13 protein-coding genes are annotated in these 25268 nt (G+C 37.6%); 1 reads left to right on the top strand and 12 read right to left on the bottom strand.

What is annotated here, in order from left to right:
• Positions 1-15 precede the first annotated feature (15 nt).
• Positions 16-2565: a heparinase II/III family protein gene (locus tag FBT53_RS08645; protein WP_136950779.1), complete on the bottom strand. Its 2550-nt coding sequence runs from the start codon at positions 2563-2565 to the stop codon at positions 16-18.
• Between the two features lie 324 nt (positions 2566-2889).
• The gene (locus tag FBT53_RS08650) at positions 2890-6366 is read right to left on the bottom strand and encodes a sulfatase-like hydrolase/transferase (RefSeq protein WP_240729795.1); all 3477 of its coding nucleotides are present in this window, start codon (positions 6364-6366) and stop codon (positions 2890-2892) included.
• 291 nt (positions 6367-6657) lie between these two features.
• On the opposite strand from FBT53_RS08650, the gene FBT53_RS08655 reads away from it, so the two are divergent.
• The gene (locus tag FBT53_RS08655; RefSeq protein ID WP_240729796.1) at positions 6658-8406 is read left to right on the top strand and encodes a sulfatase-like hydrolase/transferase; all 1749 of its coding nucleotides are present in this window, start codon (positions 6658-6660) and stop codon (positions 8404-8406) included.
• A 13-nt stretch (positions 8407-8419) separates the two neighbouring features.
• Here the strand turns inward: FBT53_RS08655 and FBT53_RS08660 are convergent, their stop codons facing one another.
• The 10 genes from FBT53_RS08660 to kdsB all read right to left on the bottom strand — a co-directional run bounded on the left by FBT53_RS08660 (position 8420) and on the right by kdsB (position 25245).
• Positions 8420-10045, bottom strand: coding sequence for a sodium:solute symporter (locus tag FBT53_RS08660; RefSeq protein ID WP_136950780.1), 1626 nt, complete (start codon positions 10043-10045; stop codon positions 8420-8422).
• 61 nt (positions 10046-10106) lie between these two features.
• The gene (locus tag FBT53_RS08665; protein ID WP_136950781.1) at positions 10107-12278 is read right to left on the bottom strand and encodes a beta-xylosidase; all 2172 of its coding nucleotides are present in this window, start codon (positions 12276-12278) and stop codon (positions 10107-10109) included.
• 146 nt (positions 12279-12424) lie between these two features.
• Complete coding sequence (locus FBT53_RS08670) at positions 12425-13993, bottom strand: RagB/SusD family nutrient uptake outer membrane protein (protein ID WP_136950782.1); 1569 nt, start codon at positions 13991-13993, stop codon at positions 12425-12427.
• A gap of 9 nt (positions 13994-14002) precedes the next feature.
• Complete coding sequence (locus tag FBT53_RS08675) at positions 14003-17050, bottom strand: TonB-dependent receptor (RefSeq protein WP_136950783.1); 3048 nt, start codon at positions 17048-17050, stop codon at positions 14003-14005.
• A 536-nt stretch (positions 17051-17586) separates the two neighbouring features.
• On the bottom strand, positions 17587-18930 hold the full coding sequence (locus tag FBT53_RS08680) for a sulfatase (RefSeq protein ID WP_136950784.1): 1344 nt from the start codon (positions 18928-18930) through the stop codon (positions 17587-17589).
• 10 nt (positions 18931-18940) lie between these two features.
• Positions 18941-21712, bottom strand: coding sequence for a family 78 glycoside hydrolase catalytic domain (locus tag FBT53_RS08685; RefSeq protein ID WP_136950785.1), 2772 nt, complete (start codon positions 21710-21712; stop codon positions 18941-18943).
• 416 nt (positions 21713-22128) lie between these two features.
• On the bottom strand, positions 22129-22692 hold the full coding sequence (locus tag FBT53_RS08690; RefSeq protein WP_136950786.1) for a 1-acyl-sn-glycerol-3-phosphate acyltransferase: 564 nt from the start codon (positions 22690-22692) through the stop codon (positions 22129-22131).
• The gene (locus FBT53_RS08695; protein WP_370323757.1) at positions 22692-23819 is read right to left on the bottom strand and encodes an iron-containing alcohol dehydrogenase family protein; all 1128 of its coding nucleotides are present in this window, start codon (positions 23817-23819) and stop codon (positions 22692-22694) included. The genes FBT53_RS08690 and FBT53_RS08695 overlap by 1 nt, the downstream gene beginning before the upstream one ends.
• On the bottom strand, positions 23819-24526 hold the full coding sequence (locus FBT53_RS08700; RefSeq protein WP_136950787.1) for an HAD family hydrolase: 708 nt from the start codon (positions 24524-24526) through the stop codon (positions 23819-23821). The genes FBT53_RS08695 and FBT53_RS08700 overlap by 1 nt, the downstream gene beginning before the upstream one ends.
• On the bottom strand, positions 24517-25245 hold the full coding sequence (gene kdsB, locus FBT53_RS08705) for a 3-deoxy-manno-octulosonate cytidylyltransferase (protein ID WP_136950788.1): 729 nt from the start codon (positions 25243-25245) through the stop codon (positions 24517-24519). Before kdsB ends, FBT53_RS08700 begins: the two co-directional genes overlap by 10 nt.
• Positions 25246-25268 lie beyond the last annotated feature (23 nt).

The following is a 25268-nucleotide window of genomic DNA, read 5'->3' on the forward strand; positions in this document are numbered from 1 at the left end:
TTCATCAATAAGAAACTACCTTTCCTGCTTTATTTTACCTATGTTAAAATCACCTTCTACTATGGGAGTTTCAGTATTAAAATCGATATAGACCTTATTGAATCTATCGGTTTTACTCTCAACTAAAAAAGATTTAATTTTGAGACGCTTTCCATTTCCGATATAAATGTCTTTTAACACATTGTTTCCATCAAAAGTGATGATAGCAAAATGCCCCTGAAACTCAATAGCGTGTTCTCTTAGGGAAAGCGTACCGTTTTCAAAAGGCATTAGATGATACTGTACCAAGATTTTATAGTCAATCTTACTTGTCACTTTTACCCCCTGAAATAGTCCGTTTTGTTCCAACTTTTCTACTGATAGCACTGAGCCATTGTTCGCTGATTCGGCAAAGGGTTCATAAACGCCCACAAAGGGTTTGGTATGTGCCTCACCTTGTTGACGTACGACCAGTGTTGGTGTAGGTAATTTATCATAAGGTTCTGGTGCTTCAAATGTTTTGGGAGCCATCACTTTGGTATAGGTTCTACCCTCAAAACCGGGCATAAAGACCTTCATATATCGGTTTTTGTCTTTAAACCGTTCTGCTTTAAAAAGAAGTTCAACATCTTCTGAATACCTTTCGGAAGTTTCAACATCTTTAAAAAAGTGCCATCCAGGATTCCGATATTTTCTGTTTCGCCTCCATTCTGCATTCGCATTTGCCATGAATCGATTGGCATCCAGATTTAAAACAAGGTCTTCATTTAAAAAAGTAAGGGACTCGCCCAAATTATGGTAGAGGTAATCATGGTATTCAATGGGTAGTTTAGATTTCGAACGAAAAACATCCAAATAGTAGCCTGTTGTTGGCGATGTACGAACCAAGGCCATAGTACGTTGTTGCTCGGCTTCTGCTTTTGTACCTCCACCATCATAAAAATTGGTTGTGGTAAAGGAATAATTGGGGGATACTGCTTTTTGTTTAGGCATTGGTTCCATGCATTCCAAGGTAACCGTATCCATTCCTAAGTTTACCCATTCGCCCTCACCTTGTGATGCCCCGTTTACGATGACCGTATTGTGGGCCGCGAAAATTCGGGAGTAGTTCTCATGGATATTTTGGGCATACTTTCCTCTACCATTATCTACTCCCATTACCCTACCCTCTCCATATAGTTCCATGTACATTCCAGAGGCATGACCGTGCACCATAGAAGCACCACCAACAAAGCACATTAACCCATCATCAGGATTACCCGTACTACTCAAATTTCGTTGCAGAAAAATTCCAGCATGGGGCTGTTCGTCGGTTCGGGGCAGTTCAATAGTGGTTTCCTTTTGTTCAAAGTCATCATGGTACCACATCAATGCTTCTAACCCTTCTCTTTGATATTCTCCCTTGGCCATTGCGCTGCCCAATAAGTTGCTGAACTGCTTTTCTAATTTGGGTACGCTATCAATTTTACCCAGCTTATAAGCTAACTCATAGGCATCATAAGGTGTTTTGTACTTGCGATGGCCGTCGCCCCAAAGTATGAGTTCTCCGTTCGGATTTACCAAATAGTCCAAGCGCTGAATAGCCCAGGGAATATTTGGGTAAGTGCGGCCCAATTGTAAAGAGGGGTCATATTTGGTCAATACGTACATCAATTTCGTAGAGCGCTCAGCAACATCATTCGTATACTGCGAAGATTCTGGCCAGATATCCCCTTCATTTTTATAAAATTCAGCCACTTTAGCAAGCGCATCTTGATTGGAGGTATTCTTGGTTAAATAATACTCCAAATACATATTCCTCTCCTGAATATCTTCTAAAGCCAGCGCATTGTATACCAAACAATTGGATTCCAATACTGGATGATTTGAATTGATCATACCATTATCTACAACCAATCTTGCATAAGTTCGGAAAACCTCTTGGGCTTTCGCCATAGGAAAATCAACATCAGACTGGCGTGCCACATCATAAGGTTTACCACCTTTTGCAATAAAAGGGGCAACAAAATCGTAGACAATAGGATACTTTTCACCTATAAGTCTGGATTCCCTCAGAATATCATCAGGACAAAGCCACCCCCCGCGGGGTCTCCAATCTGAGGGTTGCAGCTGTACAATGCCCATTACGGCCGTGTAAAGAATATCAGTAGCGTATTGGGCATAGGTCTCATCGTTCGTTAAATAACAGAGAAACCCAGCCTCTTTGGCCGATTGCAAGTAGTCCGACAACTTGTAAAAATTCGCCATCTCTTCATCACTCGCATTATCCAAATTTTCATGTTTGCCCTTTTTGCCTGTAGTCGTGTAAGTTAGGGGAGGAATACTATTGGTTTTCGCTTGACTCCAATCCAACGTTAAATTTCTAAGAAATTTGTCTCGGTTTTCTTGATAAAATACCAAAGTGCTATCAACCCTTTGTTTAACTTCCTCATAAGATGATTTCGCCCATGCTTTGGTCTCTATTTTGTTCAGGATGATGTGGTGGTCGTCAGCATCCACCCAAATAAATGGACGATTTTTTGTTTGCCCATGAGTATTTAAAAAGGCAAAGACAAGAAGGCAATAGAGAAAACCCTTTTTTCTCATAATCTAATCGGTATTTGATTAATCAAAACCACTCAAGTTTTGTATTTCTGTTCGTAGTTCTCCAAGCCTTATTGGACTTATGATTTCTATAATTTCAATTGATTTGGCTAAAAATTAATTTATATGCTATTGTCTTTCAGCCCCATCGATTTCTTTTCAGGTGAGCATAATCCAAAACGTATTGAAGATACAGTATTTGAGATTTCTCGACTACGCTCGAAATGACACTACCCTTATAATTTCGTCAGGGCGATTAACAAGCGAAGGGAAATCTTATTATTTTGAGATTCCCCTTTGTGACTCATTTGGAACAACAAGCTAATCCTAGAAAGAATTAATCTTCAACTGTATCGTATGTTTCCCTGGTGATAGGCGTATATAATCAAAAGCCGCTGGTACTTTTTCCCCATTATGGATAAAGTCTTTTCCGTCCAAATCATTCAAAGAGAACTCCGCAACCATATTACCCGGAATTTCTAGTTCATAGGTCTGTAATCTGGGGCCATTATAAGTGTAGGTTCCCTTTATGGTTCCACGTACTGTCGGCACCTCAATACTGCTATTTTTTAAACTGCTCATTTGTGGCTTTATCGTAGCAATACCAAAACCTGGCGTTTTAGGTTTTATGCCCCACAAGCCTCTGGGTATGACATTAGCAGGTGCTGCACCCCAAGCATGGTTCCAATCCAAATTCACTTTATACTCATAATCCCAGGCTTCTAAACTAATTGTAGAGCCTACACGTATCATATTGTACCAACTTCTTTTAGCTTGGCTTGTCAATAAATCGAGGGCATAATCCGCTTCACCGGCATTGTACAAACCATCCATTAAAAATTGTGCCCCATAAACACTACAGGCCATTCCTCTAGATTTTACATGGTTTATTACGGTTTCATAGTGCTCTTTTGGTACTAAGCCAAATGCTAAAGGCATCATATTAGCATGTAAAGAGGCGTGGTCGGTGCCAATACCATCCACATAAATACCACGTTCCTTATCGAACATTTGTTCATTCACTGCTTTTTTGGCTTTGGCGGCGCGTAATTCAAAATCTAAAACCTCATCCGTCTTTCCTAAAACCTTGGCAAACTCCGCCATGATTTTCATGTTTTCATAAAAGAAGGCATTGATTACCGTACTATAAGGCTGAAAAACAAAACCATCGCGTTCACCTTTTGTTTTGCTTCCTGCAAAATTCTTTGAAGGCCAATCTACAATGTCAGTCAATGGCTTTTTATACCCTTTTTCAAAGCCAAGCTTATACATAAAATCCTCGGTAACTTTTGTAGATGTTATTAACCCATCTTCATTGGATAACTCAAAAAGCGTTTTATGTTTTAATGGTTCGTAATAACGCTCAATTAATTCAGTATTGCCCGTATACATATAATCGGCATAAATTAATAGTGCCACATGCTGCTGCCATTCTGTTGGCCATGTAGGATTTTTCATGAAATACTCTATGGTGCGCCTCGCTATGGCATACTCTCTATCGGTTGTGTAGTGGCTTAACTGATTAAGGTAGGCATCGGCCTCATACGGGATACGTTCCCTATCGCCATCTACATAAAGACCTGCAAAAGTGGTTGCCTTTATTGAGTATTTACAAAACTCCCAAATTTGGTTTAAAATTTCATCGTTACTGGTGAAGCTACTTGCTGTATCATCCCAATAACTGGTATATCTCAATTGCTCAAAATCTTCGGCTTTTAAAGGGATTTGGGCTCCTTCCACTTCCGCATATCTAAACGGCTGTAAAACAGGCCACCCTTCTTGTAGCGGAATAGCTTTACTAGGTCCTTTCATGCGGTTATCAGGCACAGGTTCGATGTTAATCTGATATTTTGTTTTTCCAGGGGTTACATCGACCTTAATTTCTTGATAGCGAATATTACTTTTTGCCGGTGGTGTTCTGTTAACATTTCCTTCGTCATCCAACATTTCTCCAATTCTGACCGTCAAGGTATGTGGTTCTTTAGCTTCGTAATTGAAGTCTATGGTGGCAAAAGCAGCTTTGCCAAAGTCTAAAAAGTAAAAATCTCCTCTTTTTTCAAATTTGATAGGATGTACCTTATCTATAAGGTATTTATTTTCTGTGGATATGATATAGCTATCGCTTATACCGGTGGTGAATTTTTGCGGCTCAGAATAATCAACCAAACGATTTTCTTCATCCCAAATACGTACTTTCCAATAGTATGTTTTGTTGGGTTCTAAAGAAGTTCCCGTATATTCAACATCTGTAGATTGGTTGGAAGCAACACGTTTACTATCCCATACATCCCCATTATTGGTTTCTATTTTCGATTGACTTGAAGAAACCAAAATCTGGTAACCAGATTGAAATTTTGAGGTCAAAGGCACCGTCCATCCAAATTCTGGTTTTAGGTCGAATATTTTTACATCAGTTTCTGGCTCTCTTATCAATTCTACGGTAAGGTCTGAAGGGGCTGCCCTGTATTCATTACTGTTTTCTTTAATCAGTGCATCTAGTTTAGCACTTAACTTGTCTCGCACTTCCTGGTATTTCTTTTTACCAATTAAATTGTTGATTTCTAAAGGGTCTTTTTCTAAGTTGTAAAGTTCTTCTACTGTTTTATCATTGACATATCTAAAATATTTCCACTCCTTAGTGCGCACACCTTCACTAGGAGGAATATTTTCAAAATCCCAAATATGCTCAATAAGTACCGTATCGCGGTTCATGGTATTGGTTTCTTTATTGACTATGGGCATTAAACTTTTACCCTGCCAGGTCTCGGGTATACTAACTCCTGCCAAATCGGCAATTGTAGCAGTTACATCTATATTCAAAACCATTTCGTCTACATCTCTTGGTTTAGAAACTCGCGGGTCGTAAACCAATAGAGGAACCCTTACGGAATTCTCATACATTAACCACTTACCAGCCAATTGACGTTCTCCAAGAAAATATCCATTGTCACCCATTAAAATGATGACAGTGTTCTTGTCTTGACCGGTTTCTACTAATTTCTTCCTAATTTTTTCAATCTCTAAATCTATACCAGAAATCATTCTATAATAGCCTTTTAGACTATGTTGGTATTTTTCTGGATTGTCATAACGCCACGTCCATCTTAATCTATTAAAGCCATCTCGCACTGCTTTTGGTTGTGCTTCAAAATATTTATCGGCTCCTAACTTGGGATTAGGAATGATTGTGTTCTGCAACATACCATCTGTGGCTTCTTGCCAAAAATATTGGTCTTCGGCCGGATCATGGGCGTGTGGAGCACTAAAACTAAGGGAGAGACAAAATGGTTTTTCATTGCCCGCATTCTTTTCAATGAAATCTAGCGCCTGTTGGCCCGTATACCGAGTTAAGTGAACGGTGTCCTTATTTATGGTTTTGTAATAATACCCTCTTTTGTCTTTAAAGCGGTTATTTCTATCATAAGATTCGTATTCATCAAATTGCTTATCTAAATCATTGTAACGCACCCCATATTTACCATAAAATCCAGTATAATAACCATTGTTTTTTAGTAACGTTGGATAGGAGTTCGCCATATATTCTTCTCGTACATTACCCGTTTGAAAATTGAAATTATGGGAACGTTCATACAAACCTGTCAATATACTGGCTCTACTAGCCGCACAAATGGGCGTGGTTACCATGGCGGTTTTAAAATAGGTTCCCTCTTTTGCCAATTTATCCATTTGAGGAGTTTCAACGAAGGTGTTTCCTGCATAACCAATAGCATCAAAACGTTGGTCATCGGTCAAAATAAAAATGATGTTGGGTTTTTCTTTACTTGGCAAGTTATTCTGTGCCACAAGAGCTTGACTAACGAAAAAAAGAGTAATGATTGAAATAATCTTAATTTGCTTCAAAATAGTTTAGAATTTGCAGTTAAGTTAGTAGTTTGAACTAAATACAATAAGCATTCAACAATAAAATCAAACTTAATTTTAAGGTGTGGCAATCCCATCCTGTTCTATCCTGAGGATAAGCTTTATTCTAAACCCTGTTAAGTAAATAAAAAATTACACGTAACAGCACAGGATATTAATTTACGTTTGAGCTTGTAATATTGTGATGGTCCATTGATTACATAAGCTTAAATTATGATTGACTCAGCAATAAACATTAAAATAAGAACAGGTTTGTTCATTACCTTAATAATGACCATTATTGGTTGTAAAAATGAAACAGGTGAAAAAAACAGTAGTAAAATAAAAGAAGTTGAGTTACCTAAAAAACCCAATATTCTATGTTTAGTTACTGAAGATATGGGCGCGTATTTACCCATGTTTGGCGATTCTACCATTGCTACACCAAACCTCAGCCGTTTGGCAAAAGAAGGAGTGATTTATCCTAACCTATTTTCCACTTCCGGCGTTTGTGCACCTAGTAGGGCCGCTATTGCCACTGGAATGTATCCTTCAGGCATAGGTGCCAATCATATGCGAACTACTTCATACACCGAGGTCACCGGCTTACCAAAATACGGGGCGGTACCGCCACCAGAGGTAAAAATGATCAGTGAACTTTTACGTGGCAAAGGCTATTACTGCACCAACAACTATAAAACCGATTATCAGTTTAAAGAACCCATGACGGCCTGGGATGACAGTAGCCCCTATGCGCACTGGCGCAATCGTAAAAATGAACAACCTTTTTTTGCCGTAATGAATTTTACGGATACCCACGAATCAGGCCTTTTTGAACCTTATGGCCATAGGTACATAGAAGAGCGACATCATCATTCCGGTGAGAGAGATTTCACATGGAAGCCCGGTAAGATGACCGAGGACGAAACCCCAAAACACCTGCCTAAGGATACCGATTTTGATATTCCCCCTTACCTTCCGGATACGGAAATAGTTAGAAGGGACATGTGGAAACTCTACAACAATATTGCCGAAATGGACCGACAAGTTGGGGCCGTGTTAAAACAATTGGAAGATGATGGACTTTTGGATAATACAATCATTTTCTTTTACGGGGACCATGGCGGGCCCTTGCCAAGACAAAAAAGATTGATCTATGATTCTGGATTGAATACGCCTATGATTGTGCGTTTCCCCAACAAATGGAAAGCAGGAACCGTCGATGAACAATTGGTCAGTTTCGTTGATTTTGCGCCAACCTTGCTTTCCCTTACTGGAAGCAATCCACCAGAATATTTACAAGGTCAAGCCTTTCTGGGTGAATTTAAGACAGAAGAAGAACGGAAATACATTCACGCGGCCGCGGACCGCTTTGACGGGTATACCGATGCAATCCGTGCCGTGCGTGATAAGAGGTTCAAATACATCAGAAATTATCGTCCGGAGCAAGGCTACTACCTGCCCATAGATTATCGCGAACAAATACCAACCATGCAAGAGCTATTGCGATTACGGGATACTGGCGAGCTGGATAGCATACAAATGCAATGGTTCCGAAAAACAAAGGACCCTGAAGAATTATTTGATTGTGTAAATGACCCGCATGAGCTCCATAATTTGGCCAATGACCCAAAATATGCCACGAGGCTCAAAGAACTCCAGACCGAAATGGACCGCTGGATAGCTGAAATTGGCGACCAACCCAACTTACCTGAAAAAGAGCTTCTCAATCAGTTATGGAATAGTGCTGAGGCCCAGCCGTTAACAGCCAATCCTGTCTTGATTAAAAAAGACAATCTGGTAAGTGTCAATTGTGCTACCGAGGGAGCTTCGATAGGATATAAACTGATAAACGATGGAAAGGTCTCTGAAAGTTGGTCCGTTTATTCTGGACCCTTTTCTGTAGAAAAGAACACTGAAATTGAGGTCCAGGCTCATCGAATCGGATTTAAACCCAGTGAAATTATTAGAAGAAAATTTTAGTCAACTTCTTGATTTACAGTGTTAACTTACTAAAAGCTATCATTATGTAAACCACTATCAATATGGTTATTATGGTTATAACAATATCTTTCCAATTATAACTTGCCCTAGTTATAGCTTTTTGTTCGCTAGTCACGCTGGTAAAGGTAAGACCTTCAATTTTCTTTTCTGAGGGTTTCGTATAGAGTAAACTTACCGCTACGCATATTAATACACAAATCATAAAAAAGTAAGCCCCGAACACCAACCAATTAATATCTGCTATAACATATATTACAGACTCCTTAGCAAAACTATCCTTTACAATTTCTAATGTTAATTTAGAAAACCCTATTGCGAATCCTGCAATTAATGTAGCAATAGCACCATTAGCATTAATTCTCTTGTAAAATATTCCGAGAAGGAAAACTGCTGCAATCGGAGGTGATATATAGGCCTGAACATTCTGTAAATACTCATACAGTCCACTAGAAAGTTTTGTAATAATAGGTATCCACAATAATCCTAAACCTACAACAATAAAAGTGGCTATACGGCCTGTTTTTACCAGACTTTCTTCTGGTTTATTGGGTTTTAGTTTTTTATAAATATCTAACGTAAATAAAGTAGAGCAAGAATTAAATACCGAAGCCAAGGAACTCATTAAGGCTGCCAATAAACCAGCAGCCACTAAACCTCTTAATCCAGATGGTAGAATACTACTCATTAAAACCGGAAAAGCCTCATCTGGGCTGCTCCAATCTAATTTTCCTTGCATTTTTAATCCTAAAGCAACTACTCCAGGAATTAAAAACAAGAATACTGGCATTAACTTTAATAATGCTCCGAAAATACTTCCTCTACGTGCTTCTTTGATATTTTTTGCAGTAAGTACCCGTTGAACAATAACCTGATCAGTACACCAATACCAAATACCAACAATTGTGCTTGTAATAAATAAGGGTAACCAAGGGTAATCTGGATCCGTGTTTGGCCTCCACATATTAAAATATTCTGTACCGACAGTGGCTTTTAAGTTGGACCACCCTCCAATTTCAGATAACCCCAAATAGGTAAGAATACCTGCACCTATGACCAGAACAATTGCTTGAATTGTCTCTGTGTATACAACTGCCCGCATACCTCCTAAGACAGTGTAAAGACCAGTTAATACCACCGTAGCAACCGCCCCAATCCAAAATGGAATACCCATTAATGAAGAAACTACTACACCGCCAGCATAAATGGTAACTGACACTTTTGTGAGAATATAAGCGATGATAGATACCACAGACAAGACCCATCTTGACCGAGCATCGAAACGTTTCTCTAAAAATTCTGGCATTGTAAAAACGCCACTTCTAACATAGAATGGAATAAAAACCCATCCTAACATTAATACAATCCAAGCATGTAGTTCATAAATAAGTAATGGCATTTTGTCTCCAGCTCCATTTCCTGCAAGACCAACAACGTGTTCTGATCCAATATTTGAAGCAAATATGGAAGCACCTACAACAAACCATCCTAAGTTTCTACCTGCTAAAAAATAGTCTTGAGTATCTTTCTGTCTTTGTTTAATGACCCACCAGGCCACTGCTAATAGTAAAATAAAATAACAGCAAATTACTATCCAGTCTAAGGAGTCTAAGTTTTGCATTTCAGTTCTGTTTTTAATGGCTAGATTTAGTAAATGATAAGGCAAGTGTAAGATGATGCTATTACTTAACTATTAATTTTACTGATTTTAAATCCTTGTTAAGTGAAGAGCTTCCTACATAAATTGTAAACGTACCGGGTTCAACCACTTTGGTTAAATTTGCATCTAGTAGTGCTAATTCATTAAAACCTAAATTAAAACTAATAGTTTTTGTTTCTCCCGGAGCTAAAGCTACGCGTTCAAAACCCTTTAAAAGTTTAATGTACCTGCCGACGGATGCAAAATCGTCCCTTATATACATTTGTATAACTTCATCTCCTGCAACTTTTCCAGTATTAGTAATTGTTACTGAAACTTTGGTACTGTCGGTATTTGAAATGGTTTTTTGAGCTAAGATGGGTTCACTGATATCGAAAGTGGTATAACTAAGACCAAATCCAAATGGAAAAAGAGGTGATTTATCATTGTCTTTATATAAACCTTTTCCTGAACCAACAAAGTCTGGTCTTTCAAGGTATGTAACAGGTAATTGACCAACAGAACGCGGAAAAGAAACTGTTAATTTACCTCCAGGATTTACATCACCAAACAAAGCATCAGCTATAGCATCACCCGAGTGCATACCTAAATACCAAGTTTCTAGAATGGATGGAATATTCTCCGCAATATAATTAATGGTCAATGGCCTACCATTTATTAAAACCACTATAATTGGTTTACCTGTTTTATGTATAGCTTCGACTAACTCATTTTGTACACCATACAAATCCAAATCAGAACGATCTACACCTTCGCCACCCGTTTTGCGTGACCCTCCAACCACTAAAACCACGGCATCAGATTTTTTAGCGGCTGTAATAGCTTCTGTAAAACCATCTTTAGAATTACTCAATAAGTCACAGCCTTTGGCATAATTAATTTTGATGTCATCCCCAACCTTCTTTTGAATACCCTCCAATGCAGAGACATAATAGGGTGGTAGTCCAGAATAACCGCCCAATAGAGAATAAGTGCCTTTCTCAGGCCTTTCTTCGGTAGCATTCGGTCCTATAACTGCGAGTGAAGAAATCTTTGACTTATCTAAAGGCAATAGATTGTTTTCATTTTTTAATAAGATGATGGCCTTTTGTGCCATTTCATAGGCAAAATCTTGATGTTCTTTTTTACCAACATCAACAGTTTTCGGGTCAATCTTTTTGGGTTCCGTATCAAACAACCCTAATTTATATTTTGCGGTGAGAATACGTGATGTTGCTTTATCGATATACTTTACCAATTCAGGGTTCTTTGTTAGCGTATCCAGTAATACATTTGAATGATACGATGAAAGGTCAATACTCTTGCCAATGACCAAATCCATATCAACACCGGCTTTTAGTCCTAAGATAGCTGACTCGGCTCTTGATTCAGAAATAAAGTGCATCGTTTCTAAACGTGCAACATCATTATTGTCTGAAACTATAAAACCGTCGAAACCTAATTCATCTCGTAAAATATCTTTAAGCAACCAGGTATTCATATGATTTGGTACTCCATTATAATCTTGATGACCCGGCATCACGGAACCTACTTTAGCTTCCTTTATTGCTGCTTCGAAAGGTGGTAAATACACTTCGCGTAAACGTCGCTCTGACATATCACTAAAACCACCGTTAATACCACGTCGGTTTTCAGGATAGCCAATAAAATGTTTGGCGGTAGCTATAACATGATTCTCATCAAATTGCTCATCACCAGTACCTTGCAAACCCTCTATAAATGCAACGCCCATTCTAGACACCAGATAAGGGTCTTCGGCGTAAGATTCTTCTACTCTGCCATATCTAGGATCACCAGATATTACATCTAAATTAGGGGAATAACAGTGCGTAACACCTAAAGCACGCGCCTCTAATGCTGTTTGGGAAGCCATTTTTTTAATTAGCTTAGGTTCCCAAGTAGAACCAGCAGCAATAGCTTGGGGATAAACTGTTGTATTACCATAATAATCTAGAACTAGCCACATTCCATGTAATGCTTCTGCATACTTCATGTACGGAATACCTAAACGCTCATTAGCTGGTGCGTCTTGGGTCATTTCTGCAATTTTTTCCTCAAGCGTCATTTTATTAAGCAGATTTGAAACTTTAAAATCTACTTCAGAGGCATTATCATCAGCGGTTTGGTCTACTTGACTATGCGTAAAAAGGGTAATTAAAATCGAACCTAAAAAGAAAATTATATTCTTCTTCATAATGTTAAAGTAAAAACGATGAAAAATAAAAATATGAACTAACAAGATTATCCCGTAGCATCCTGTATTAAAATGAAAAGGGCAAAATAAATTTGCCCTCTTCTAACTAAACTGAACTATAACTAAAAACAAAAAATACTGCCATTTTAACGATATCCATTATTTGTTGGGTCTGACTCCAACAAAGCGGGGTTCTGCTCCAATTCTTGCAATGGTATAGGTAACAACACGTGCCATGGTTTAATATTCTGGGCAGGGTTCCAAAACCTGTATTCAATATTTTCCATAACGTCAAACAAAATTCCCCATCTAATTAAATCATATCTTCTGTGGGCCTCACCAGCCAACTCCCATTTACGCTCATCATAAATAGCCTCTCTAAAGCCCTGTTGATCTAATCCTGTTAAATCCCATTCTTCTTCAGTTTCATAAGCTCTTTGGCGAATTGGATTTAAATATTGAAAAGCATTTGCTGGACCATTCAATTCATTTTCACATTCTGCAGCCATCAAATACACATCCGCTAAACGAAATACCATTCTATTGTCCTCATGGTTGAATCGTGGTGATGTTGCAAGATCCAAATTCCAGAATTTAGCCATGTAAGGAAAGTTTAATTCAAAGCCCAAATAATTATTAACAATGTTCAAAGGTCTTCTTAAATCATTTAATGGAAATTTTTCAGCAAAATCTTTTGCCGCTACTTGTAAGCCCGTACCGTTAAAAGCCTCGCCTCTTGCCCTTAATGCATCACCCAAAGCACCTCTTTCGTCCGAATTAGCAGGTTCGTCCCTTAAGCGAGGGTTGAACATACTGGGTCTCCAATTACTATTACCTGCAAAAGCTGCACCTGGAAATGCCGGATCAAATTGCCCAGTGATATCTCGCGCAAAATCTAAAGACCATATAATTTCAGCATTATATTCATTTAACGGGTCAAATACCTCTTCATAAGTCGGTAATAACATATGTGGTGATTGGTTGATAATCTCAAGGCATTTAGTCAATCCTGCTTGCCAGTCTTGCTGTTTCATATATATTTTTGCTTCGATAATGGCAGCTGCCCATCTTGAAGCACGACCTCTTTGGTCATCTGCATATGCTGACGGTAAAATTGCTTGTGCAAATTGCAAATCTTCAATTATACCGTCAATGATGATGTTTTCATCTGTTCTGCCTAAAACCCTTACTTCGTCAAGCGTTAAAGCCTCGGTATAATACGGTGCATTACCCCAAAGATTGGTAATATGCCAATAGGCTAATGCTCGCAAAAATCTACATTCTGCGATAACCTCTGTACGTACGTCTTCCGTTATAGACTCATTATCCGTTACTCGATCAATAATGAAGTTTGAATTAAATACAACTCTATACAGGTCTTTCCATGTATCGGAAACACTCATTTTTTGAACAGATACATCGGCCAATGCCTCGTCTAAACTGTAATCGCCAATGGGCTGTACAAAATTTGCAGGGCGGTTTGGCTCTATGATATCAGCACCATTATCATAAAAATGGTCAAGGCCCACCTGACCATAAATAGAATTATTCTTTAAAATGGCATAAGTACCCTGCACAGCTTGTCGCGCATCATTATCCGAAGCAAAGAAGCTTTCTGGAGCAATGATTGCTCTTGGGTCTTCTTCCAAGAAATCTTCACAACCAATACAAGTGAAGATTATGAGTATAAGTATATATAATTTTTTTGTTTTCATATCTATTTTTTAAAAAGTTACGTTTAGACCTAATGTAATAACTCTTGGGTTGGGATAATTCGCATTTAAGAATCCTAGTGCTATATTACCAAATTGATTGTTCCCTTCATTAAAGCTATTAGCCTCAGGCTCTATTAAACGAGTTTTAGAGAATAATAACAAGTTAGTTCCAGATAAATAAACCTGTGCATTCTTTACACCATCCAAGCCTATTTTTTCAGTTGGAAAATTATAGGCCAAGCGCACTGCTTTAAGACGTATGTGTGAGCCATCTTCCACGTATTCAGAATTTATTGGTGTATTTGTCACGGAGTCCGCCCCTGCTCTTGGTATATTGGAAGTTGGATTGTCAGGAGTCCATCGGTCTCGTAAATCACCAAACTTTACCGTTTCTCCGCGATTAAAATAGTGATTTCGCATTCTTAGGTTGAACACCTCATTACCCGTAGTACCTTGAAAGAAAAATGAAAAATCAAGATTCTTATACGAGAATGAGTTTTCGAGACCAAAAATCAAATCTGGAAAAGGGCTACCTAGAACCACATTGTCTTCAGTCGAAATAATTCCATCTCCATTTAAATCTTCAAATCTTGGTCCACCAACAACTTGTGATGATAAGCCAGAAGCATCAATTTCTTCCTGACTTTTCCAAGTACCTAAATAATTTACTCCTGTGAAAACAGGAACCGATTCACCAACAATTAATCGTGTATTACCCGAACCTATGATAGGATCTACAACAAGGTCAATGAATTCTTGACCGCCTAAATCTAATATTTCATTCTTATTACTAGCTAAGGTTAAGGTAGAGTTCCAACTAAAATCTTCGTTAGATATATTCGTGGAATTCAACAATAGTTCCCAGCCCTTGTTTTTAAGAGCACCAACGTTTTGCAATTGACTTGTAAAACCCGTTTGTCTTGGAATGGTAACATCCAACAACAGGTCGTTGGTCTCTTTATAATAATAATTGAATTCGGTAAAGATTCTACCCCCGAATAATGATGCTTCAAGTGCAAGGTCAAAAGAGGTGGTAGTTTCCCATTGCAAGTTTGGATTTGAAGGTCTGCCCAAGGTTAAACCAGGAACCTCAGCCCCATTTAAGGTTGTATTTGCTTCAGTTAAAACACCTAATGTTCTATAGGGACCAATAGCCTGATTACCAGAACGTCCCCAACTAGCTCTTAGTTTTAAATCTTTGAATACTTCTTGGTTTTGCATGAAATTCTCTTCACTGATTTTCCAGGCAGCGGCGACAGAGGGATAAAATTCATATTTATTGCCAGGTGCGAAAACCGAACTTCCATCTGTTCTACCGACCAAGGTTAAGAGATATTTATCTTTATAGCTATAGTTTATTCGGCCGAAAAACGATGCTATCTGAAATCCACTAAAACCACTACTAACAACTGATCTAATGGGATCTGAATTACCTAAATTATTAAACCCAGTGGCATCACTTGTAATACCAAAGGCTTCTGCCTCTGTAATTTCTGTTTCTACTTTTTGAAAAGAAGCTCCTCCTAAAACAGTCAAACTATTGTCTTCATCAATATCTTTTTGATATTGAATTGTATTTTCATTATTCCAACCTACACTAGCTACAGTTCTTACGCTTGCATTACCACCATCCGTAATACCAACAGCAAGGTTACCTGGTAATTGACTAGAATTAAATCTATTGCGCTTAACATTATTAAACTCTGGACTGAAGGTAGAACGAATTATCCAACCAGCTGCTGGTTTGTATTCCAAATAAGCTGTTGCCAATAAGTTATTGGTAAAGGTCTCATTGGTATTCAACTCAAAATTGGCTAGCGGATTATTGAAGGGCGCACCTACAACGTCATCAAATCCATTGAAAGTACCATCATCATTAAATGCAGGTTGTGTACGCAAGGTTCCAAAGAGATTGGCACCAAAATTAGTAAGACCATTATCTTGGTTTAATCTAGAGTAATTTATACGAAATCCGGTTTTCAACTTATCACTTAGATTGATATCTAAATTAGATCTAAAAATAAATCTTTCGAGTCCAGAAGTCTTTACAACACCTTCTTGATTAAAATAATTGAAGGAGTTGTAATAATTGACATTTTCTGAAGCCCCTGAAACGGATAAATCTACATTATAAATTGGAGCCGGCCCCGTAGTTAAATCAACCCAATCGTTATTGGGGTAGCTAGATGGGTCATCTGGAAAAGGTATTGCCACTCCTCTAAAAGTGTTATGTTCATTTGTAAAGGCAATCTGTTCTTCTTGAGTTAATACATCGGGCAGTTCAGGAAGCATTTGCATGCTTGTAAATACGTTAACACTCACTTCAGGTTTTGAGGCTCCTGAACCACGACCACTTTTGGTCGTAACCAAAACAACACCGTTTGCACCTCTAGAACCATAAATAGCAATGGAAGAAGCATCCTTTAGAATTTCAAGAGATTGAATATCGCTAGGATTTATATTGTTCAAGTTGAAGTTGGTCCCAACCACAATACCATCAACTACAAAAAGAGGTTCGTTGCTACCTGTTATAGAGTTACCACCTCTTACTCTAATAGTTGTCCCTGCACCAGGAGCGCCGTTTGCTTGGGTTACTTGAACACCCGCAGCCCTACCTTGCAGAACCTGATCGACACGAGAGGCTGGTACCTGGGTAATATCTTCGGAACTTACCGAAGCGACTGATCCTGTTAAATCAGATTTACGCTGTGTACCGTAACCAATAATTACTACTTCATCTAATTGATTACCTGCCTCTAAAACAATTCTTAGTTGGTTTTGATTACCTACTTTAATCTCTTTTGGATTATAACCAATGTAAGAAATTACAAGTACATCATCCGGTTTTGCGATTACACTAAAATTACCGTCAAAATCCGTGGACACACCATTGGTTGTTCCTTTAATAATTACTGATGCTCCTGCCAATGGACCATCCGAATCGGATACAATTCCAGTTACGGTCTGTTGTGACCAAACTGTAAATAAATTGAAGAATAATAGAAGAACTACTACTTCTACCCTTCGTTTGTTAGAATTTAATTTAGTTTTTTTCATACAGTTTCTCTTAAAGAGCTAGTTAATTTATATTAAGAAAAATAACATTAAGGATATTCTATTACATCCTGTACTGTACTGTACTGGTTAAATAAACAGATCAAGAAATAACATTAAAATGACCGTAATTAATGGCTTTAGCAATTTTCAAGTTCACAACATATCCTTGTTTAATTTTTAATATCATTTAAATATTAACAGAAATTAATGTTATTTACTAATTACGACACTAGTATATGAATTTGCAATTTGTCTTATTTGCGAGTTTAATTATTGTACACAACAAACGATTTAGGAAATCAGCTACAAGCCTAGTGGTAATCACTATGCTTAAAAATTTTGAATTGAAATGAAGTAGTATTTCTTTAAAAGGGGAAAATTACTTTTGTAGTACATCCAAAAGAGTAACACCATCGGCCTAGATGCCTTTTAAATAAAACTTATCTGATTATTACTTGAAAAATAAAATCATTAGTATCCTAAATTCTGAACTGAAATTTTAAGTTAAAAAAAGAAGAAATAAACATAAAATGCTATTAGTTCTCTAGCCAAGAAGATTCTATTTTCATTTTGAGTTCAGAAACAACTTCTGGATGCTCGTTGGCCAAGTTGTTTTCTTCCTTTGGATCCATGTAGATATTGTAGAGTTCTATTTCTTTTTTAATTTGGGGATTTTCCTGATTCGGAAGAATTAATTTATATGGGTTGGTCATAACCATTCTATACTGCAAGCTACTATCTACTGTATTAAAATCGTGGTCATAAATTTCACCGTAAATAGCCTTTCTAGATTTTAATTTCTTTTCGTTTAAAACACTAATACCATCTAAATCTTTAGGTTTACTTATGCCTACTAAATCTAAAACTGTAGGAACCATATCTAAACTACTTGTTAATGTGATACTATCTCTAAGTGGGTTAATTTTTCCCTTCCACTTATACATTATTGGTGTTCGGAGTCCAAAATCATAAGGGGAGCGCTTGGAGTTTTTATCATAACTTGAATTATCTTCATTTTGAATCCATCCATTATCACATACATATACGAATAACGTATTTTCTGTTTCTCCTTTTTCTTCAATATAATTCATTAAATCACCACAGGTCTTGTCGAACCATTCGCACATTGCCCAATATTTAGCTACATATGGTGTTGGAGCTTTAGGAAGATATTTTTGTAATAAACTGTCTGGTGGTGTATGGGGGGCATGAGGTAGAAAAGGAGCGTACCACATAAAAAATGGTTTCTTTTTTTCAAGAGCCAAGTCTATATAATTGTAAAGGGTATCCATACCCTTGCGACCAATTTCTAGTCCGTAGTCGCCATGGCGTCCACCACGATTAGGGTCACCATGTGTCATCCCATAATCAAAACCTCCATTTTTATAATTTCCTATCCACCATTTTCCCGTTTGAAAAGAAAGGTAACCTTTATTTTTTAATAGTTTAGGTAGCGTCTCTAGCGTATTAAAATGGTTGATAACTGCTTCATAATTTTTAGGCCTCCATGAAGAACGCCATGGTTGTGGACTAGATCTATCGTCTCCCGGTAGCACCCGATCGTTGCCCAAAACCATGTGCGTACGGGGATACACTCCCGTTATAATCGATGCCAATGAAGGTGAACATAATGAAGTAGGCACATAACCTCGTTCAAACGTAAGGCTCTCTCCCGCCAACTTGTCTAGATTTGGCGTCTCTATGTGTTCATGACCCATGAAACCGTAATCTGTCCACGCTTGGTCATCCGATAGGATAAAAACAATATTCGGTGGTCGTTCCTCCACTTTGGCGGTTTCGTTGTTTTGCTTATTTTCCTTACAGGAAGCAAAACAAACCAACACTGTCCACAATAAAATAGTTAGGTTGCGTATTTTCATTTTGAGTGTTTTAACGTAAAGTTTGTATGCTGTAGTTACCTGATGGTACTTCAATGGTTATGATGCCGTCTTCATTTTCTATGACTTGACCATTTTTAAAGTCTTTTAAAGACGCTCCATTTACAATAACACTTTGTACATTATCTGAAATAATCGACAACAAGGCTGTCGTATTCGGCGGAACGGTTGCATCGTGATAAAAGGTATCACCCTCAATCTTCCAGGTGGATTTAATTTCGCCATAGGGAGAGTCATAAGTGGCTTCCGCAGAAGTCAATCCGCCACCGGGTACGGGCGCAATCTGTATTTTTTTATAACCTGGTTCAAGGGGTTTTATTCCAGCAATACGCTCATACATCCATTCACCAACAGCACCATAGGCGTAATGGTTTAGACTATTCATTGATTCTGGATTATAGCCTTCTAAACGGCTGTAGCTATTCCATCTTTCCCACATAGTAGTAGCACCTTGATTTATAGAATAAAACCATGAAGGATAAGTTTCCTTTAATAAGATTTGGTACATCAAGTCCGTTTCACCCATAGCATCCAAAACTCTTGGCAAAAGAGGTGTACCCAAAAATCCTGTTCTCAAATGATTGTCAGCTTCTTCAATCTTATGCAACAAATGTTGCTCAGCTTTTTTGGTAAGAGTATCCGATAACAAATCAAAATGTAGGGCCAATAAATATGCTGTTTGAGTAGCCTTGCCATTTTTAATTTTCCCTTCGTTATCAAAAAACTCACTTTCAAAAGCGTTAGCCACAGTTTGATAAAGTTTTTGATATTCTTCTTTTTCTTCTTTCAAACCCAACACTTCTGCTGCCTTTGATGTAAGATGAGCGGCATGGGCAAAAAACGCGGTGCCTATCAACTTTTTTGATGTATCACCTCGTTTATTGCTCTCCTTAGCTTGAAAGGGCTGTAACCAATCACCAAAAGAATTCATCTGAGAAATGTAATTCTCTGAAATGGATTGATGATGTGAAACCCATTTCTTCATCATTTCATAATTTTCGTATAGAACAGTAGTATCTGCTGTTCGGGTGTAGATATCCCATGGTATTATTACTGCTGCATCTCCCCAACCAGAGCTAACCTTATTATTTTCTAATACATCTGGGGCGACGAAAGGAATTCCTCCATCTACATATTGAGACTCTCTTAGTGTTTGCAACCAACTTGCCCAAAATGCATGAACATTGTTATTGAAAATGGATGTCGGAGAAATTACTTGTGCATCCCCTGTCCAACCCAATCTTTCATCACGTTGGGGACAGTCAGTAGGAATATCAAAAAAGTTTCCCCTTAAACCCCAATTGATATTACTCTGAAGTTGATTTAGTTTATCATGTGAAGAAGAAAAGTACCCAGTTTTATCAAAGTCGGAGTACTGAACTAAACCCGTAACCCATTCTTTTTTAGGGGTTTTTGAGGTATCAAAACCGCTAAGTTCTACATATTGAAAGCCGTGAAAGGTAAAGGTGGGATGCCAATCTATCCTACCATCTTCAGCTGCTATATAATAATCGGTTGATTCTGCTGAACGGTAATTATCTGTATAAAAAGAACCGTCTGGATCTAACATTTCAGAAAAACGGACTTTTAAGGTATCTCCCTTTTTCATGGGAACCCGAAGTCTTGGCACACCTAACATATTCTGTTTTAGATTGAATATGACACCACTACCATCTTTCGGTGTGATGATTTCTTTGGTATCTAAAGTTGTTTTTTGCCTAACTGAATGATGCCTTTTTGGTCGTATGGATATAGCATTCTCCAACGGAGCGACTTCAACCTTGCTCCATTCTTTTACCTCAAAATCGGAAGTGGCCCACCCTTGCATTTGAAAATTGGCATCATAGATTTCCCCATCGTATATCTCTGCAAAACGAATAGGGCCTCTGGTCGTACCTTGCCAACTGTCGTCTGAAACAATGGTTTTTTTGGTTCCATCTTTATAAAGCAATTCCAGTTGGCTCAACACTTTGGGGGAACCGTTTTGCCCCCAAATCAATTTATTCCATAATAGGCGTCCAAAATGCCACCCTGAAGCCAATTGAAACCCGATAGCATTATCCCCTTCTTTCAGCAAATCGGTTACATCATAGGTGAGCGATTCTATGCGTTTTTGATAGGGTGTCCACCCTGGCGACATTACATCCTCACTGATAGTCTTACCGTTGATAAATCCTTTAAAAACCCCTTTAGCTGTCACATACAATTTTGCAGATACAAGTTGCTTGTTGACCTCAAATTCTTTTCTTAGGTATTGCGGGGTATGAATTATGATATTACTTTTTCCTTTGATACTATCCTTTCTGGTATCCAACCCAATCCATTTTGCTTGCCAGTCTTCATTTTGTAATAATCCTAGCTCCATCTGGGCAATCTCGCTCCATGTTGAGGGTTGGTCTTCTGCATTCCAAAATCGTACTTTCCAATACATCTTATCTCGTGATAACAAAGGTTTTCCTTTATAAGAAATATATAAAGATTGACCTAATCTGACTTTGCCCGTATCCCACAAATCTGGGTCTTCTGATAAGAGTTCTGGTGAAGAAGCCACAACCAAATGATATGCTGTTTGTTTTTGTATTTCTTGTGGTAATTTCCACGAAAAGGAAGGCGTAGCGTCATAAAAACCTATAGGGTTCACAAAACCTTCATTTAAGGTAAGGTCTTGAGCGGGTTTCAACGTAGGTTCGGTCCGGCAACTCAAAAGGAAACAACCCAATAAACTAATCGTAAAGGTGGTTCTAATATCATGAATCAGTTTCATCGTTATTACATTCTAGAAAGCCACTAGCACACTATTTGTTAAGCTAAAATGCATTAAACAATTGCTACAGCTTTAAACCAAATATATCTAACTCTTAATTGGAAAGTGTCCTGCTGTGTTTGGTTTGAATTATAGTTTTAAAAACACAAATTTCAGGCTAAATATTTAAGTGTTATTGGTCATTGTGCAAGCTATAGAATAAGTGCTCGAATGGCTAATAGCATAGCCTAATTAATTGGTCTGAATACGAACAAATATCGAACAAACTTCATTAGGCATAAATATAATATATTTAAAACAAACACTTTAATTTATATTTTATGATATTCAGAACGTATATCATACCATGCAAGAGTAATAGAAAAGTATACATGTACGCTTACTAAAAAAGACCGCAGTTGCGGTCTTTTTTGGTTTCAAATAGTAGTCACATCTCCATTAAAACTATTTTCTGAGACTTTTCCCGTTACGCCATCATAGTACTCAAAAATGAGTTTAAAATCAGCTATAATGTCTGAGGTTGGATAAAAAGGATCCCTAATCCTAACAGCTTTGTTCCTAAAATCAAAAGCGACCATGACTATAGGCACCCCTGCTTTTTTTGCAATGTGATAAAAGCCTGTTTTTAAACTTGTAACTTTTTTACGAGTACCTTCTGGGGCTAGCGCTAGCCTAAATTCATCCTTTTCATCAAAAAGAGCAACAATGGCATCTACCGTATTATTGTTTTTATTACGGTCTACTGGTGTACCTCCTGTCCACCTAAAAAACCAACCAAAAGGCGGCTTAAAAAGTGCTTTCTTGGCAATATAATGCATATCTAGCCCCACAATCTTACGTACAAAAACGCCCAACGGAAAATCTAACCAATGGGTATGTGGTATAACTATAATAACGTACTTTTTAAGCTTAGAAAAGTTACCTTCTAGTTTCCATCCCAGTAAACGGAATAAAATAAATTTAGATAGGCTCCTTAGCATCAAATCTTTTTATAAATAGCGATTAGCTTTTCTTTAGAAATTTTAGAAGTCCAATCTGCTCCAAGTGCGTTCTCCCAAAGCGGTGCCATAGACAAAGAAATGGTTGCCATAGTATCTAATTGTTCTACAGTACAATTGGCACAAACACCTTTTGGTAGCGTAATCTGATGTTTTTGCATCATTTGGTTAAATAATGTGACACCTTCTGGATAATATTCTTCTAAAAATTGAAAAACCAGACAATTTCCTATCCCGTGTTTTGTGCCCAACACATAAGAAAGGCCATAACTCATGGCGTGCGCTACACCAACTTGCGAGTATGCTATACTCATACCTCCGTGCCACGAAGCCATCATCAATTTTTCTTCGGCTTCTTTTTGGTCTATATCACCTAAAAATACTTCTTTACAAAGGTCATATGCCTTTTCTCCATAACTCTGACTAAAAGCATTTAAATAAGTACCTTCTAACGACTCTACACAATGTATAAAACAATCCATTCCTGTATAAAACCACTGGTCTTTAGGCACTGTAGTCAAAAAATCTGGGTCTAACACTACCTGGTCGTAGGTGGTATAATCTGAGTTTAAGCCTAGTTTTTTCTCAGGCCCCATAAGTACCGCCGTTCTAGAAACTTCTGCTCCTGTACCGCTTATGGTTGGGATACCCACGTGGTAAAGTCCTTGCTTTTGAATTAAATCCCATCCCTGATATAAAGAAGATGAGCCTGCATTAGTCATTAACAATGCTACTGCCTTGGCTAAATCTAAAAGTGTACCCCCACCTATCCCAACAATACCAGAAGGTTCTTCTGTGTAATCTGATTTTAATTTTTGAACTAATGCATCTACTTGTGCTGTCTTAGGCTCTTCTTCTGCAGAAACATATATTACTTGGTCGTTAAACAACAAAGGCAATCTGTTTTCCAAATCTGACCCTTCAAAAAAAGCATCGACTAGAAAGATAAATGGAGCATCAGAATTTCTACGTTTTGGCAGTAAAATACTACCCAAGCTGCTAAAACTTCCCCTGCCAAATACCACTCTAGGGACCATTGGAAAATTCTTATGTTGATTTAAGTGTTCCAGTGTTTTTATATTTAGTTGTGCGTTGTTTTCTTTTGTCATTAATCCAGATACTTCAATAAATCCTTTATAGAATTCAACTTTAGATAGTCATTTTCTTGTTCTTCCTTCTCAGACACAGTCTCGTGTACCCAAGTGGTATGAAATGGAATATGGATGGCCTGTGCACCAATATTTAATAAGGGTATAACATCTGATTTAAGGGAATTCCCTACCATCAAAAATTCATTTACATCAATTTCTAAATGCTCTAGTAAGTTTTTATAGTTGCTTTCTTTTTTATCACTTAGCACCTCCACATGGTGAAAGTACTTAGACAATCCAGACTTTTCTAATTTACGCTCTTGGTCTAACAAATCTCCTTTAGTAAGCACAATTAAACGGTAGCCTTTTTGTTCTAATCTCTGCAACACTTCTTCTACCCCATCTAACAATTCTACCGGCTGCCTTAGCATAGTTTTTCCTAGGTCTAAAATTTTAGAAAGTATTTCTTGTGGTAGTTTATTGTTAGATAAATCTAAAGCTGATTCTATCATAGAAAGCACAAACCCTTTTATACCATAACCGTATAATTCTAGGTTCTTAATTTCCATTTTAAAAAGCTCTTGGTCTATTTTATTTTTGGTTTCATAACCTTCTAACAATGATGCAAAATGTTCTTCTGTTTCTCTAAAATATGTTTCATTTATCCACAGGGTATCATCTGCATCAAAACCAATAACTTTTATTTTACTGTAGTCTACTTCCATTCTCTCCTAGCTCTTTCTAAATCTTCTGGAGTATCTATTTCTACACCAGAGACCGTAGTTTCTACCATCTTAATTTTTTTGCCATATTCTAAAAATCGAATAGCTTCTATTTTTTCTGTTGCCTCTAAAGAAAGCATGGGTAAATTAGTAAAATCTGATAGAGCTCTTTTTCTAAAAGCATAGATGCCTTTGTGTTTGTAATAGGTTGCACCCACTTCTTTATCTCTAGGATAAGGAATAGGCGACCTTGAAAAATATAAGGCAAAATCTTCTTGATCAACTATAACTTTTACAGTATTTGGGTTTTCTATTTCTTCCCAATCTGTAATAGGAGTCATTAAAGATGCTAAATCAATAACCTTTTCCGGGTCCTTTTTAAATACTTGTATTACCTTTTCTAAACTAGCTGCATCTATAAAGGGTTCATCTCCTTGAACATTAACCACAATATCTACATCTAAATTTAATACAGCTTCTGCTATTCTATCGCTACCACTTTCGTGCTCTTTTTTACTACGTATCACCTTACCGCCATTAGCTGCAATTAATTCTTCTATTTCTTGGCTATCTGTTACCACGTAAACAGCATCAAACAACTGAGTATTTACTGCAGCCTCATAGGTACGCAATATCACGGGTTTACCTGCTAAATCTTGCATTAATTTGGCAGGAAATCTAGAAGCCTTGTAACGGGCAGGAATCATGGAAATTACCTTCATAATAGGTAGTCTGTTATTTTTTT

This window comes from Flavobacterium sp. ASW18X, assembly GCF_005144745.1.
Classification (GTDB): domain Bacteria; phylum Bacteroidota; class Bacteroidia; order Flavobacteriales; family Flavobacteriaceae; genus Croceivirga.